Here is a 16,304-nt window from a genome sequence, read left to right as displayed (position 1 = left end):
CTCGCCGGTGATCCGGAAGGCGGTCGGCATGTTGTACGTCGCCCCCCCACCACCCCCATCGAAGAACTCCTGACCACCATCTACACCGAAGTCCTCGGCCTCGACCGCATCAGCATCGACGACTCCTTCTTCGACCTCGGCGGGGATTCGTTGTCGGCCATGCGCCTGATCGCCGCCGTCAACGCCGACCTGGACGCCGACGTTTCGGTCCGCACCCTGTTCGAGGCCCCCACCGTCGCCGAGTTGGCGCCCCGCCTCGCCGGAGGCACTCGACGGAAACCGTTGCGACGCAGGGAGCGTCCCGCGAAGATTCCACTGTCGTTCGCCCAGAACCGCCTGTGGTTCGTCAACCAGTTCGAGGGCGGGGTGGCGACGTACAACATGCCGACCGCCTTCCGGATCACCGGCGAGTTGGACGTCGAGGCGCTGACCGCGGCCCTCGATGACCTGATCGGCCGCCACGAGTCGTTGCGCACCGTCTTCCCGGACGTCGACGGCGCCCCGTACCAGCAGGTGTTGGCGGCCCAGCCGGGGATGTGGCGGCGCGGCGACACCACCGTCGTGCCGCTGGGCGATCAGCAAGAGGTCGCGGGCGAGTTGATCGCGCTCGCGAGCCACCGATTCAATTTGGCGACGGAGATCCCGATTCGCGCGCAAATCTATTCGACGGGACCCGCGGAGCATGTGCTCGCGATTGTGCTGCACCACATCGCCTTTGACGGTTGGTCGCTGGCTCCCATGTTCAGGGACATCGGCGTCGCCTACGCAAGCCGATGCGCGGGGCTCATACCGGACTGGGCCGAACTGCCGGTGCAATACGTGGACTACACGCTGTGGCATCAGGAGCTGCTGGGAGACGAGTCCGACCCGGACAGTGTGATCGCTCGCCAGTTGCGCTATTGGCAAGGCGAATTGGCCGGACTGCCGGAAATCGTGTCGCTGCCCGCGGATCGTGTCCGGCCCCCGGTGCCCAGCTACGGCGGCGGCGAGGTGGATCTGCTGATCGAGCCGGGGGTCTGGGCCGGGATCAAGCAGCTGGCAGCGACGCACAACGCGACGGCCTCGATGGTGTTGCAGGCTGTCATGGCGGTCTTGTTGCACCGGGTCGGCGTGGGTGACGACGTGGTGCTGGGCACACCGATCGCCGGGCGGTCGGATCGTGCGCTCAGCGACCTGGTCGGATTCTTCGTCAACACCTGGGTGTTGCGAGTGGAAGTGGATCCGGCATGCCGGTTCACCGATGTCCTTGCGCGGGTGCGTAATAAAGCCCTGGACGCCTACAGCAATCAGGACGTGCCGTTCGAGCGGTTGGTCGAGCAGCTCAATCCCGCGCGCTCGGCCGCGCACCACCCCTTGTTCCAGGTGCTGATGGTGCTGCAGAACAACGTGCGCCCGGACGCGTTCGCGATCGATGGCGTCGGCGTCGAACAGTGGGCGGTGCCCACCCGCTCGGCGCGCTTCGACCTGGACTTCGAACTGGTGGAGGTGCCCACCGACGACCCGGCCGCTCCACGGGCCGCCGGATCGGTGACATACGCGACGGATCTCTTCGACCGCTCCACCATCGAGCGTCTCGTCGACCGGTTCGGGCGGGTGCTGGACGCGGTGGTCGCGGACCCAGCGGTGGTGGTGGGCGCCATCTCGTTGATGGATTGCGGCGAGCGCGAATTGGTCCAATCGACGTGGGCCGGCACCGGGGTCGATGCACAGGTGGGAGTCGCGCCGCAGTTGCTGGCGGCAGCGGCGGCTGCCGACCCGGACGCGGTGGCGGTGGTCGACGGTGACCGCTCGATGTCGTATCGCGAGCTCGACGAGGCGTCGACACGGTTGGCGCACGCACTGATAGCGGCGGGCGTCGGCGCGGAGCGCGCGGTGGCGGTCGCGATGGATCGGTGTCTGGAACTGGTGCTCACCTGGTGGGCCGTCGTCAAAGCCGGCGGAACCTACGTGCCCGTCGACCGGACTCACCCCGTCGAGCGCATCGCGACCGTGCTGGACACCGCAGACGCGAGTTGCGTGTTGACCCGCGACGCCGGCACCGTTGACTGGGCCGGCGGCCGCCGCGTGCTCCGCATCGACGACTTCGACCTATCCGGGCTGAGCGCTGACCCGATCACCGACGCCGACCGCCTGGCACCCCTGACGGTCAACAGCACCGCCCACGTCATCTTCACGTCCGGATCCACCGGCACCCCAAAGGGAGTCGCGGTCAGCCACGGTGGCCTGCTGGAAATCGCCTCGCTCGGCGAGCTCTTCGGATTGAATGCGGGTACGCGGCTGCTGATGCTCGCCGCGCCCACCTTCGATGTATCGATCGGTGAATTGCTGCTGGCGGTCGGGGCGAGGGCGGCGCTGGTGGTGGCGCCGCCGGAAGCCGTTGCGGGCGAGGCGTTGACGGCATTGCTGCGTGATCAGCGCGTCAACGCTGCGGTCTTGACCCCGTCGGTGCTGTCCTCGCTGGACCCCGCCCGCCTCGACGCGGTCGACACGCTCATCACGACGGGGGAAGCGTGCCCAAGCGAGTTGGCGGCTGCCTGGGCGTCGGAGAGGCGAATGTTCAACGCCTACGGCCCCACCGAGGCCACCATCTGGGCCACCTGCGGCGGACCCTTGGCGCCGGGGCAGCCGGTGGGAATCGGCACCCCCGTCCCGGGTGTGTGCGCTCTCGTGCTGGACACCCGGCTCAGCCCGGCGCCCATCGGCGTCGTCGGCGAACTGTATCTGGGCGGACGTGCCGTCGCGCACGGCTATCTCGGCCGGGCGGAGTTGACCGCGGAACGGTTCATCGCCAACCCCTTTGGGGTTCCCGGGTCACGCCTGTACCGCACGGGCGACCTGGTCCGCTGGACCGCAGCCGGAACGCTGGACTACTTGGGACGCGCCGACACCCAGGTCAAACTCCGTGGACAACGAATCGAATTGGGGGAGATCGAGAACAGCTTGCTGGCCTGCCCGCACGTCACCATGGCCGCAGCCACGATGCACAACGGCGGGACCGGCGCCAACCTCGTCGCCTACGTGGCCCTCGAGCACGCCGCCACCGCCGACAACGACGACGACGACGAAATCGTCGCGCAGTGGCAGCACGTCTACGACGACCTCTACGGCGCCGAGGCCGGCACCTCCGGGCTCGGCACCGACTTCCGGGGATGGAACAGCAGCTACTCCGGCGAGCCGATCCCGCTCGCGGAGATGGAGGAATGGCGTTCGCTGACGGTGGACCGGATCATGGCCCTGCGACCGCGGCGGGTACTGGAGATCGGGGTGGGCCTGGGCCTGGTTCTCTCACAAGTCGCCCCGCAGTGCGAGCGTTACGTGGCCACCGACATGTCCGCGGCGGCAATCGATTACCTCGCCCGCTCGATGGAACGGCTGGAGCTCCCCTGGCGTGACCGCGTCCAGCTGCTGACTCGACCCGCCCACGTGACCGACGGCCTGCCGCTGGGCTTCTTCGACACCGTGATCCTCAACTCGGTCGTTCAGTACTTCCCCAACGCGGGGTATCTGGCCGACCTCATCGACAGTGTCATGGAACTCCTGTGCCCCGGCGGATCGCTGTTCATCGGCGATGTCCGCAACCACAGCCTGCAGGGCGCATTCCAGACCGCGGTGGCGCTCGCCCGCAGCGGCAACACAGACGCGGGCGAACTTCGTCACCGCATCCAGCGCGCCGTCGTCGGCGAGGCCGAACTCCTGCTCGCTCCAGAGTTTTTCACCGGTTGGGCGGCCAGCCATCCGGCGGCGTCGGCGCTCGACATCCAGGTCAAGCGCGGAGCGGCCGACAACGAACTCACCCGGTACCGCTACGACGTCGTCGTGCACAAGGCGCCCACATCGGTGCATTCCCTGGGCGCCGCCCCGACCTGGGCGTGGGCCGATTGCGCCGGCTTGAACGGGCTGCAGGATCGATTGAACTCCGACCGTCCCGCCGACATCCGAATATGCGGGATCCCGCGCGCCGGCTTGGTCACCGACGTCCAAATCGGACAGGGCCTGGCGGCGGGGCTACCCCTGACCGACGCGCTCGCTGAGGCCGCCCGCGTGGAATCGAACGGCACCGCGACACCCGAAGCACTGCACCGCCTCGGCGAAGCCATTGGCTATCGCGTTGCGGTCACGTGGGGCACTCAACCGGGCACGCTTGATGCCGTCTTCACGGCCGCCGCCGAGGGAAGCATCCCGACCATCGGCGACGTATACCTGCCGAACCGCGATGGTCACGACGAACCCGCCAACGACCCGCGCAACAACACGCGGATCAGCGCCGTCCGACGCCAATTGAGCGCGCGGTTGCCGGATTACATGTTGCCGACGCAGATTATGGTGCTCGACGAGTTCCCGATGACCTCGTCCGGCAAGATCGATCGAAAGGCGCTGCCGGCGCCGGTCTTTGCCGACACGCCCTTCCGCGCACCGCAGACCCCGACCGAAGAGATCCTTGCCGGGATCTACGCCCAAGTGCTCGGGCTGGACCGGGTCGGGGTCGACGAATCGTTCTTCGACCTGGGCGGCGACAGCATCTTGTCGATGCAGGTGGTGTCGCGGGCCCGCGCGGCCGGCCTCAGCTGCCGACCGCGCGACATCTTCGTCGAGCAAACCGTGGCCGGACTGGCCCGGGTGGTCGGCGAGGCCGACACGCACCGGCCCATCGACGAGGGAATCGGCGACGTGGCGGCGACCCCGATAATCCGCTGGCTGAGCAGCGTCGACGGCCCCGTTGACCAGTTCAACCAGACCATGGTGTTGCAGGCACCCGCGGGTGTCGAACTGGCCGACGTCACGGTCGTGCTGCAGGCCCTGCTGGACCGGCACGCCATGTTGAGACTGCGCGTCGACGACGGGCCCGGCGGCTGGAAATTGACCGTGCCAGAACCGGACTCGGCGCACGCCGCAGCGCTACTGCACACCGTCGACGCGCTCACCGACGAGACGATCATCGCCGCCCGGTCCCGGCTCAGTCCGGCCGGCGGGGTCATGCTCAGCGCCGTGTGGGCGAGCACCACCGGGCAGTTGGCCCTGATCATCCACCACCTGGCCGTCGACGCGGTGTCATGGCGGATCCTGCTCGAAGACATCAACATCGCCTGGGCCCAACACCACAGCGGGCACCCGATAGCCCTCCCCCCGGTGATGACGTCATTCCAACGGTGGGCCGCACTCCTCGCCCAACATGCCGACGACCCAACGGTATTGGCGCAGAGCGAGGCCTGGCAGCAGGTATTGGCGGCGCGACCCGCCCTGCCGGAGGCGCCAGACACCTACGCAAACGCCGGGCACCTGACCGCGTCGCTGGACGGTGAGACCGCCCGCCAGCTGATGAGCGACGTGCCCGCGGCGTTCCACGCGGGAATCCAGGACATCCTCCTGATCGCGTTCGCATTGGCCTGCGCCGAGTTCCTGGGCACCGGCGACGCCGCGATCGCTCTCGACGTCGAAGGCCATGGCCGCGACGAAGAGCTGGCCGCCGACGTGGACCTGTCCCGCACCGTGGGCTGGTTCACCACCAAATACCCCGTCGCGCTGAGCTCCGGCACGCTGCCCTGGGCGCTGGTGGTGGCCGGCGATGCCGACCTCGGCCCGATCATCAAGCGCGCCAAGGAACAACTCCGCGCGCTCCCCGATCCCCTGACCTATGGGCTGCTGCGCTACCTCGACACCACGCTCATGGGCGCCGAACCCACGATCGGATTCAACTATCTGGGACGTCTTGGCGCACACGGCTCCGAGCCGTCGGACGATCTGTGGCTGATCAGCGCGGACGGATCTGCGTTCACCGCGGCCGCGTCTGCGGTGAACATGCCGATGATGCACACCGTAGAGCTCAGCGCCGTCGCCGTCGAAACCGATTCCGGCCCTGCGCTGAACGCCACCTGGACCTGGGCGCCCTCAGCGCTCGACCACGCCGGCGTCAGCCGACTCAACCGGTTGTGGTTCGAGGCCCTGGCCGGCGTCTGCGCCCACGTCGCGCGGGGTGGCGGCGGTCTGACCCCCTCCGACATCGCACCCGCGCGGCTCACCCAGCGGGAGATCGACGCCCTCCAACAGCAGTATTCGGTCGCCGACATTCTGCCGCTCACCCCGCTGCAGCAGGGCCTGTTGTTCCATGCCAGCACCACCCAGGGTCTCGACGATCTGGCCGAACTCTATTCCGTCCAACTGGATTTCACCGTGACCGGGCCGCTGGACCCCGACCGGATGCGCGCCGCGGTACAGACCGTGGTCGATCGCCACCCCAACCTTGCGGCCCGCTTCTGCACCCAAGGCGAACCGGTTCAACTCATCCCTGCCGATCCCGCGGCGGCATGGCAGTACGTCGAACTGGACAACATCGACGACACCGATACCCGAATCCGGCAGCTGTGCACGGCCGAGCGCGTCGCCGTCTGTGACCTGGCGAATCCGCCGGCCTTCCGGGTGGCGCTCATCCGCACGGCACCGGACCGGCATCGGATCGTGGTCACCAATCACCACATCGTGCTCGACGGCTGGTCGACGTCGATCCTGTTGCAGGAGATGTTCGCCGCCTACTACGGGCAGCGGCTCCCGGCGTCCACCTCGTATCGCAGGTTCGTCACCTGGCTGGCCGATCGCGACCTCGATGCCGCCCACACCGCATGGCGCGAGGTTCTCACCGGATTCGACACCCCCACCCTCGTCGGCTCCGCAAACAGGACGGGGCCCGGGCGCCGAGGCGAGGCCTCGTATCGGTTCTCGGAGCGGACGACTCACGCGCTCACCGAACTGGCGCGCTCGCATCACACCACCGTCAACACCGTGTTGCAGGCCGGTTGGGCGCAACTGCTGATGTGGCTGACCGGCCAACACGACGTCGTCTTCGGCGCCGCGGTCTCCGGACGCCCGACCGAGCTTCCCGGCGCGGAATCGGTTGTCGGGCTGTTGATCAACACGGTGCCGGTGCGCGCAACCATCGGCGCGGACACCACCACCACGCAGTTGTTGCACCACCTCCAGCAGGCCCACAACCAGACGCTGGATCACCAGCACCTGGCGCTCACGGCGATCCACCACATCACCGGCCACGACCAATTGTTCGACACGCTCTTCGTCTACGAGAACTATCCCGTCGACACCAGCGCGATGGCGGGTGCCCGTGAGTTCGCGGTCACCGACATGACCACACACGAATCCACCCATTACCCACTGACATTGGAAGCTCGCACGGGTGAGCAGCTCGGCGTGCGCCTGGAATACGACACCGGCATCTTCGACGCCGACACCATCCACATACTCATCACGCAGCTGGAACGCGTGCTGAAGGCCATGACCGCCGACCCGACCGCCCGACTGTCCACCTTCGACCTACTCGACGAGCCGGAACACGCCCGCCTCCGTGACTGGGGCAACCTGGCAACGCTGGACCGGCCCGCGACACCGGTCTCCATTCCGGCGTCCTTCGCCGCTCAGGTCGCGCGCACCCCCGATGCCGTGGCGGTCACCTGCGCCGGTCGCTCGATGTCCTACCGCGAACTCGACGCGTCGGCGAACCGCTTGGCGCACCTGTTGACCGAACGGGGGGCGGGGCCCGGACGGTGCGTGGCGCTGCTGTCCGCCCGCACGGCGGACGCGATCGTCGGCATCCTCGCGGTGTTGAAGGCCGGTGCGGCCTATCTGCCGATCGACCCGGCGCTGCCGCGGGACCGGATCGAGTTCATGATCGCCGATGCGGCACCGGTCGCCGCGATCACGACCGGAGGCTCGGCAGACCGGCTGGACGGGTCCGCGCTGCCGGTCATCGACGTCAACGACCCCCGGGTCTCGACATGCCCCATCACCGCCCTGCCGCTGCCGGATCCTGATGAGCTCGCCTACATCATCTATACCTCGGGAACGACCGGCGTACCCAAAGGCGTGTCGATCACCCACCACAACGTGACGCAGCTGGTCGGGTCGCTCGATCCCGATCTGGCCGCGCCACAACAGGTATGGACGCAATGGCACTCCTACAGCTTCGACATCTCGGGCTGGGAGATATTCGGCGCCCTGCTCAATGGCGGACGGCTGGTCGTGGTGCCGGAGTCGGTGGCCGCATCCCCGGCCGACTTCCACCAGCTCCTGGTCACCGAAGAGGTCACGGTGTTGTGCCAAACGCCGACGGCGGTCAGCACGCTCGCGCCCGAAGGATTGGAGTCGGTGGCGTTGCTGGTCGGCGGTGAGCCCTGCCCGCCCGACGTCGTGGAGCGGTGGGCACCCGGCCGGGTGATGATCAACGAATACGGCCCGACCGAGACAACGATGTGGGTGACCTTGAGCGCGCCCCTTACAGCGGGATCGGATGTCGTACCGATCGGTGCGCCGGTGCCCGGCGCCGCGCTCGTCGTGCTCGACGGCTGGCTGCGCCCGGTCTCGGCCGGTGTCGTCGGCGAACTCTACGTGGCCGGACGCGGTGTCGGAGTCGGCTATTGGCGTCGGCCCGGACTGTCCGCTTCGCGGTTTGTGGCGTGCCCGTTCGGGCCGCCCGGAACGCGGATGTATCGCACGGGGGATAGGGTGCGCTGGCGCGCCGACGGGCAACTCGAGTATCTCGGGCGCACCGACGATCAGGTCAAGATCCGCGGCTACCGAGTCGAACTCGGCGAAATCCGCACCGCGCTAGCCGAACTCGAGGGCGTCGAGCACGCGGCCGTGATCGCCCGCGAGGACCGCCCCGGCGAAAGGCGCTTGGTCGGTTACATCACCGGCACCGCCGACCCGGCCGCTGTGCGCGCGGAACTGGCCCGACGGCTACCAGCCCACATGGTCCCGGCCTCGGTCATGGCACTGCAGGCGCTGCCCCTGACCGTCAACGGCAAGCTGAACACGCGGGCGCTGCCGGCGCCCCGGTACGCGGACGGCGACCGGTACCGGGCCCCGGCGAATTCGGTCGAGAAGGTCCTGGCAGACATTTACGCGCAGGTGCTCGGTGTGGAACGAGTCGGAGTCGACGACTCGTTCTTCGACCTGGGCGGTGACAGCATTTCGGCGATGCGGGCAACCGCGGCGATCAATGCGGCCCTGGGCGCGGGCCTGGCGGTGCGCACCCTGTTCTACGCGCCGTCCGTTCGGCGCCTCAGCCGGCAACTGGGCACGCCCGCGAGCGCCGAGGAGTTGGTGCCCGTCGAGACCCTCAACGAGGGCAGCGGTGTACCACTGTGGTGCATCCATGACGGCTTCGGACTCAGCTGGCCGTACCGAGCGTTGGGCCGGTACCTGGATTGCCCAGTCATCGGAATCAACCGCGTCCCACAAAACGGCGAGGGCGAACCCGAATCGATTCGGGCGATGGCGGCCAGATACGCCGACACGCTCCAAGCGCTCTATCCCGAAGGGCCGTACAAGCTGCTGGGCTGGTCCTTCGGCGGCGTCGTCGCCCAGGAACTCGCGATCGAGCTCCAGAGACGCGGATGCGTGGTCCAAAGCCTGGTGTTGCTCGACGCTCCCTATTCGGCTACCAAGGGCGTAACCAGGCTCGGCGCCAACAAGATTCGCGCATCGGCCGAGAGTCAGATCCTTCAGCGAATTCTCCGCGCCAACGGCATAGACGCTCAGCCGGGCCCCCTCACCTATCAGCGCGCCGAAGAATTGATTCGCCAGAAGCTGGGCAGCTCCATCCTGCCGCCGAAAGAGCTGTTGGAGTTCATGGTCAAAAGCGCCAACGCCAGCCAATCGTTCCTGGCCGAGCACGTGCCGGAGGTGTTCGACGGCGACATGGTCGTGTTCTCCGCCGCCCGCAACGGACACCGAAATGGCGGCGACCCAACGCTATTGGCGCAAATGCACAAGATGGGAACTCACCTGGCGGCCAGGTCGCGGCTGAAGAAGTGGAAATCGCATACCGCCGGTTCCTTCACGGCATACTCGATCGACTGCTCGCACTACGACATGCTGAGCACCGCGTCGCTCAACATGTATGGCGAGCACCTCAAATTTGCTCTGGAGAACGCGAGGCGGTCACGGTGAAGAAACGGCAAACGGTTGATTCGGTCGACTTTGCGCGCATGCCCCGGGGCGGGCCGGACGCCTCCTGGCTGGACCGGAGGTTACAAACCGACCGGCTTGAATACCTGGACCGCGACGACGTCGACGATCTCAAGCGCAGGGTGATCGCCGCGCTCGACCGCGCCGAACGACGACGGTCGCGCGCGCACGAGGGGTTGGCCCGGGTGGCGCTCGCCGAGGTGGCCGATGTGCCCTCCCCGAAGATCCTCGAACTCGGGGCCGGATTCGGCGGTCTGTCGCGCAGGCTGCTGGCCAACCACCCCACGGCGCATGTCACGGTCACCGACGTCGATCCCGCGTTCGTCGCCGAGGTCGCCGCCGGCGACCTGGGCGCACACCCGCGGGCGACGGTGCGGCAGATGGACGCCACCGCGATCGACGCCCCGGACGGCCACTACGACCTCGCGCTGTTCGCGCTGTCGCTGCACCATTTACCCCCCGAGCAGGCCGCCCGGGTGTTCGCCGAGGGAACCCGCGCCGCGAAGAAGTTGCTGATCATCGACCTCCGCAGGCCTCCGGCGCCGCTCCACGTCATGGTGCTGGCGGCGGTGCTCCCGTTCACTCGGCTGATCCCGTTGGCACACGACGGGGTCATCAGCTCGTTGCGGGCGTACAGCCCGTCGGCGCTGACGGCGCTCGCAAGGCATGCGGATCCGTCGATCAATGTCGAGTTCCGCACTCGGGCGCTCGGGCCGACGGTGGCGGTCGCCAGTCGCGCCTAGCCCTCCAATTCCCGCTTGAGGTTGGCCAAGACCTCGCCCTGAATCCTCTTCAGTCCCAATGGTGCAAACGTCTTCTCGAAGAATCCCTTGACGCCGCCCGCGCCGGTCCAGGTGGTCTTCACGGTGACGCTCGAGCCGGGCCCGGCGGGCGCCACGGTCCAGTTGATGATCATCGACGAGTTCGCGTCCTTCTCGATGACCGAGTGGCCGGCGACGTCGACGTTGACCTGCACGTCGCGGACTCGGGACTTGGTGGCCTGCAACTTCCACTTGGCGACCGTGCCGGCCCCCTGGCCGCCCTGTAACACCTGGTAGCCGCTGTACTGCGGGGACAGAATTTTCGGACGGACCGTCTCATAGTCCGCAACCGCCGCCAAGGTGGCGGCCGGCTCCACATTGACCAAAATCGTGCTGGCAGCACTCACCTGTCCCAAAACAACTCCTGAAGCTATGCCCGCCCGCGCTCGGGTGCACGGGCTGTGGTCGAAGACTAGGGTATATGTGGTGCCTGTCCCTGGATCTGCACTGTCGGCGCACAAGTCGGGCGTTGACCGGTTGATGGCGAGTTATCGATCCATCCCCGCGACGTCCGCCGTCCGGCTCGCCAAACCAACGTCAAATCTGTTCCGCGCCCGCACCAAACGTGACGCCCCGGGCCTGGACACATCGGGGCTGACCGGCGTGCTGGGTGTGGATCCCGAATCCCGCACCGCCGACGTCGCCGGCATGTGCACCTATGAGGACCTGGTCGCCGCGACCTTGCCTTTTGGCCTTTCGCCGCTGGTCGTCCCGCAGCTGAAGACCATCACGCTGGGCGGGGCGGTCAGCGGCTTGGGCATCGAGTCGGCGTCGTTCCGCAATGGCCTGCCGCACGAATCGGTGCTGGAGATGGACATCCTCACCGGTGCCGGCGAATTGCTGACCGCCTCCCGCACCGAGCACGCCGATCTCTTTCGCGCCTTTCCCGATTCCTATGGGACGCTCGGCTATTCGACCCGGCTGCGGATCGAGCTGGAGCCCGTCGCGCCGTTTGTGGCGTTGCGGCATGTCCGCTTCCGCTCGTTGCCCGAGCTGGTCGCGGCCATGGAACGCATCATCGACACCGGCGGCCAGGGTGGCACACCCGTCGACTATCTCGACGGCGTGGTGTTCAGCGCGGACGAAAGCTACCTGTGCGTGGGCCGGCGAACCACCAACCCGGGGCCGGTGAGCGATTACACCGGGAAAAACATCTACTACCAATCGATTCGGCACGACTTCCCAGGCGTGGAAGCCACCAAGGACGACCGGCTGACGATGCACGATTACTTCTGGCGCTGGGACACCGACTGGTTCTGGTGCTCGCGGGCATTCGGTGTGCAGAACCCCCGATTGCGGCGCTGGTGGCCGCGCCGCTACCGGCGCAGCAGCGTCTACTCGAAGCTCGTCGCCATGGACCAGCGGTTCGGTATCGCCGATCGGATCGAGAAACGCAAGGGGCGTCCGCCGCGGGAGCGGGTGGTCCAAGACGTGGAGGTTCCCGTCGAACGGACCTGCGAATTCTTGGAGTGGTTCCTGGGCAACGTGCCCATCACCCCCCTCTGGCTGTGCCCGCTGCGGCTGCGCGACCACGAGGGCTGGCCGCTGTATCCGATGCGGCCCGACCACACGTACGTCAATATCGGCTTTTGGTCTTCGGTGCCGGCGGGCACCACGGAAGGTGGAACCAACCGGAAGATCGAAGCGAAGGTGAGCGAATTCGACGGGCACAAGTCGCTATATTCCGACTCGTACTACGCCCGCGAGGAATTCGACGAGTTGTACGGCGGCGAGGCCTACAACACGGTCAAGAAAACCTACGATCCCGATTCCCGTCTCCTCGACCTCTACGCAAAGGCGGTACAACGGCGATGACGACGATCAAAGAACCCCACCGCACCACCGGCAAGCTCAGCATGGCGGAGATCCTGGAGATCTTCGCCGCGACCGGGCACCATCCCCTGAAGTTCACGGCCTACGACGGCAGCATCGCGGGCAGTGCGGACGCCGAACTGGGCCTGGACCTGCGAACCCCGCGCGGCGCCACCTACTTGGCCACCGCTCCAGGCGAACTCGGCCTCGCCCGCGCGTATGTGGCGGGCGACCTGGACCTCTACGGCGTCCACGCCGGTGATCCCTACCAGCTGCTCAAGACGCTCACCGACCGCGTCCAATTCAAGCGGCCGCCGGCTCGCGTCCTCGCGAACGTGGTGCGTTCGATGGGGCTCGAGCGGCTGGTGCCGGTCGCCCCGCCGCCGCAGGAGACGCCACCCCGGTGGCGCCGGATTGCCGACGGGCTGATGCACACCAAGACCCGCGACGCCGAGGCCATCCACCACCATTACGACGTCTCCAACACCTTCTACGAGTGGGTGCTCGGCCCGTCGATGACGTACACGTGCGCGGTCTACCCCGACGCCGACGCGACGCTGGAGGAGGCCCAGGACAACAAGTACCGGCTGGTCTTCGAGAAGTTGAGGCTGCAGCCGGGCGACCGGCTGCTCGACGTCGGCTGCGGGTGGGGCGGCATGGTCCGCTTCGCCGCCCGACGCGGCGTCCGGGTGATCGGCGCCACCCTGTCGAGTGAGCAGGCCAGGTGGGCGCAGCGGGCGATCGACGAGGAGGGACTCGCGGGCCTCGCCGAGGTCCGCCATTCCGACTACCGCGACATCGCCGAAGGCGGGTTCGACGCAGTATCCTCGATCGGGCTGACCGAACACATCGGCGTGAAGAACTACCCGGCCTACTTCGGGTTCCTGAAGTCGAAGCTGCGCACCGGCGGCCTGCTGCTCAACCACTGCATCACCCGCCACGACAACAAGTCGACGTCGTTCGCGGGTGGTTTCACCGACCGCTACGTCTTCCCGGACGGCGAGCTGACCGGCTCGGGCCGCATCATCACCGAGGTCCAGGACGTGGGCTTCGAGGTGCTGCACGAGGAGAACTTCCGGCACCACTACGCGATGACGCTGCGGGACTGGTGCCGCAACCTGGTCGAGCACTGGGACGAAGCCGTCGACGAGGTCGGCCTGGCCACCGCCAAGGTGTGGGGCCTGTACATGGCGGCCTCGCGGGTGGCCTTTGAGCAGAACAACCTGCAGCTGCACCACGTGCTGGCGGCCAACGTCGACGCGTGCGGCGACGATCACCTGCCGCTGCGGCCCTGGTGGGCGCCCTAGCCTTCTGGCGGCGACCCTCCGCGCCCGGCCCCGCCGCGCTTGCGATCGCCGCTAGCCGGCGTCAGGCGTTATCGATCCGGCGCGCGCCCAGCTCGTTCTGTAGCAGCTCGAGCGCGACCTCCTCGGGGTCGCGGCGCGGCTCCGACGCCTCCGTGCGGCCGGCTTCGGCGAGCATGTGCTCCTCTTCGTCGCGCTGGGCCAGGTCGGGCGGGGGCTCGGCGGCCGGCGGTGCCGGCGGCGGCGACTCGACCGGTGTCGCGGCGCCCACCTCGCAGCGCACCCGCCAGTTGACGCCCAGGGCATCCTTGAGCGCTTCGGCGATGACGTCGGCGTTGCGCTGTTCGCACAGCCGCTTGGCCAGCGGCGCCGACGAATGCGTCAGCACCAGCGTGTTTTCCTCGATCGCCCGGACGGTCGCGCCCGCCAGCATCACCTCGGTGGTGCGGCTGCGCTGACGCACCTTTTCGCGCACGGTCGGCCACATGGTTCGCACCGCGGCGGCGTTGAGTTCGCCCGGCGCGGCCACCGGTTCGGCGACAGGCGGCGCCGGGACCGGCTCGGGGACCGCGGGCGCCGGGACCGGTTCGGGGACGGCCTCCGGCATGGGTACGGGCGGCGCCGACCTGGGCGGGGCTGCCTCCCGGGGCCGGGCGGCCTCCCTGCGCGGCCGCACTGGAGCGGCGACCGGCGGCGGGTGCGCGACGGCGGCCTCGGAGGCGGGAATGGACATGTCAAGCCGGGTCTCGATCCGCTCGACGCGCTGCAGCAGGGCCGACTCGGTGTCGCTGGCCGAGGGCAGCAGCAGCCGCGCGCAGACGACCTCCAGCAGCAGGCGCGGGGCCGTCGCCCCCCGCATCTCGCCCAGCCCGGCCTGCACGACCTCGGCGTAGCGGGTCAGGGTAGCCGACCCGAGGCGGGTCGCCTGGTCGCGCATCCGGTCGAGCACGTCCTCGGGGGCGTCCACCACGCCGCGGCTGACGGCGTCCGGAACGGCTTGAAGCACGAGGAGGTCGCGGAACCGCTCCAGCAGGTCGGTCGCGAAGCGCCGCGGGTCGTGGCCCGCGTCGATCACCGATTCCACCGCACCGAACAGGGCCGCGGCGTCCGACGCGGCCAGGGCGTCCACCGCGTCGTCGATCAGCGCGACGTCGGTGGCCCCCAGCAGTCCGAGCGCGCGTTGGTAGGTGACGTGGGGCCCCCCGGGACCAGTCTCAGAGCCCGCCAGCAGCTGATCGAGCACCGAGAGCGTGTCGCGCGGTGAGCCACCGCCGGCACGGATCACCAGCGGGTACACCGCGTCGTCGACGACGACGCCCTCCTGTTCGCAGATCCGGCCGATCAACGCCCGCATGGTCTTCGGGGGTAGCAGCCGGAACGGATAGTGGTGGGTGCGCGACCGGATCGTCGGCAACACCTTCTCCGGTTCGGTGGTGGCGAAGATGAAGATGAGGTGCTCGGGCGGTTCTTCGACGATCTTGAGCAGGGCGTTGAAACCCGCGGTGGTCACCATGTGCGCCTCGTCGATGATGAACACCCGATAGCGCGACTGCGCCGGCGCGTAGAACGCGCGGTCCCGTAGTTCGCGCGTGTCGTCCACCCCGCCGTGGCTGGCGGCGTCCAGCTCGACCACGTCGATGCTGCCGGGGGCGTTCGGGGCCAGCGCCGTGCACGATTCGCAGACCCCGCACGGGTTGGCGGTGGGACCCTGCGCGCAGTTCAGCGACCGGGCCAGGATGCGCGCCGAGGACGTCTTCCCGCAGCCCCGGGGGCCGGAAAACAGGTAGGCGTGGTTTATCCGGCCGGCCTCCAGGGCGATCGACAGCGGTTCGGTGACATGCTCCTGCCCCACCACTTCGGCGAAGGTTGCCGGACGGTACTTGCGGTAGAGGGCCACGGTCAGCAGGCTACCGGCGCGGTCCGACCACGATGCGGGCACGGCAGGGCCCGCTGAGAAGCCGGACAGTAGGCCCGGTGACTAGAGCGCGACGGGCTTTGAGTGTGCATCAGCGGCATTCGGTGTGAGCCCTGGGCGATCCGGCTCGGCGTGTCGTCGCCCTCAGCTCACACTCGATGCGGCGGAGACGAGCAGCGACTCCGAGGCCGCCAGCAGCGCGCAGGTGGCCAGCCCGTCGACCGCGTCGCGCAGGTCGGGCAGCGACGGGAATGTCGGCGCGATCCGGATGTTCTTGTCCTCCGGGTCTTTCCGGTAGGGGAACGACGCCCCCGCCTCGGTCACCGCGATGCCCGCGTCCTTCGCCAGCGCCACGGTCCGGCGCGCCGTCCCGGGCCACACGTCGAGGCTGATGAAGTAGCCACCCTGGGGTTCGGTCCACGTGGCGATCTTGGAATCGCCCAGCCGCTTGTCCAGGATGTCCAGCGCCAGCTCGAA

At 68.3% G+C, this 16,304-nt stretch carries 6 protein-coding genes and 1 pseudogene; 4 read left to right on the top strand and 3 right to left on the bottom strand.

Annotated features, from left to right (window positions below; all coding sequences use genetic code 11):
• On the top strand, nt 1–9,957 hold a 9,957-nt coding region (locus A9X05_RS10650), incomplete at its 5' end, for a non-ribosomal peptide synthetase (protein ID WP_156736629.1).
• Nucleotides 9,958–9,995: 38 nt separating this feature from the next.
• The gene (locus A9X05_RS10645) at nt 9,996–10,718 is read left to right on the top strand and encodes a class I SAM-dependent methyltransferase (protein ID WP_067747263.1); all 723 of its coding nucleotides are present in this window, start codon (nt 9,996–9,998) and stop codon (nt 10,716–10,718) included.
• On the opposite strand, the gene A9X05_RS10640 is transcribed toward A9X05_RS10645, so the two are convergent.
• Nucleotides 10,715–11,152 (bottom strand): SRPBCC family protein, encoded by a 438-nt coding sequence (locus tag A9X05_RS10640; RefSeq protein WP_067747234.1) that lies wholly within the window; start codon nt 11,150–11,152, stop codon nt 10,715–10,717. The genes A9X05_RS10645 and A9X05_RS10640 overlap by 4 nt on opposite strands.
• 67 nt (nt 11,153–11,219) lie before the next feature.
• Between A9X05_RS10640 and A9X05_RS10635 the strand changes: the two genes are divergently transcribed.
• On the top strand, nt 11,220–12,611 hold the full coding sequence (locus A9X05_RS10635) for an FAD-binding oxidoreductase (RefSeq protein ID WP_067781137.1): 1,392 nt from the start codon (nt 11,220–11,222) through the stop codon (nt 12,609–12,611).
• Nucleotides 12,608–13,915, top strand: coding sequence for a class I SAM-dependent methyltransferase (locus A9X05_RS10630; RefSeq protein WP_197499007.1), 1,308 nt, complete (start codon nt 12,608–12,610; stop codon nt 13,913–13,915). Before A9X05_RS10635 ends, A9X05_RS10630 begins: the two co-directional genes overlap by 4 nt.
• 61 nt (nt 13,916–13,976) lie before the next feature.
• Here the strand turns inward: A9X05_RS10630 and A9X05_RS10625 are convergent, their stop codons facing one another.
• Both A9X05_RS10625 and A9X05_RS10620 read right to left on the bottom strand, forming a co-directional pair.
• Nucleotides 13,977–15,809, bottom strand: a complete 1,833-nt coding sequence (locus A9X05_RS10625) for a DNA polymerase III subunits gamma/tau (RefSeq protein ID WP_067781140.1) — start codon at nt 15,807–15,809, stop codon at nt 13,977–13,979.
• A gap of 162 nt (nt 15,810–15,971) precedes the next feature.
• Nucleotides 15,972–16,304 (bottom strand): annotated as a pseudogene (locus A9X05_RS10620) (aminotransferase); the annotation flags it as partial.

The sequence above is a fragment of the Mycobacterium sp. E3298 genome, from assembly GCF_001666895.1.
GTDB lineage: Bacteria > Actinomycetota > Actinomycetes > Mycobacteriales > Mycobacteriaceae > Mycobacterium.
This window is presented reverse-complemented; position numbering and strand designations above follow the sequence as displayed.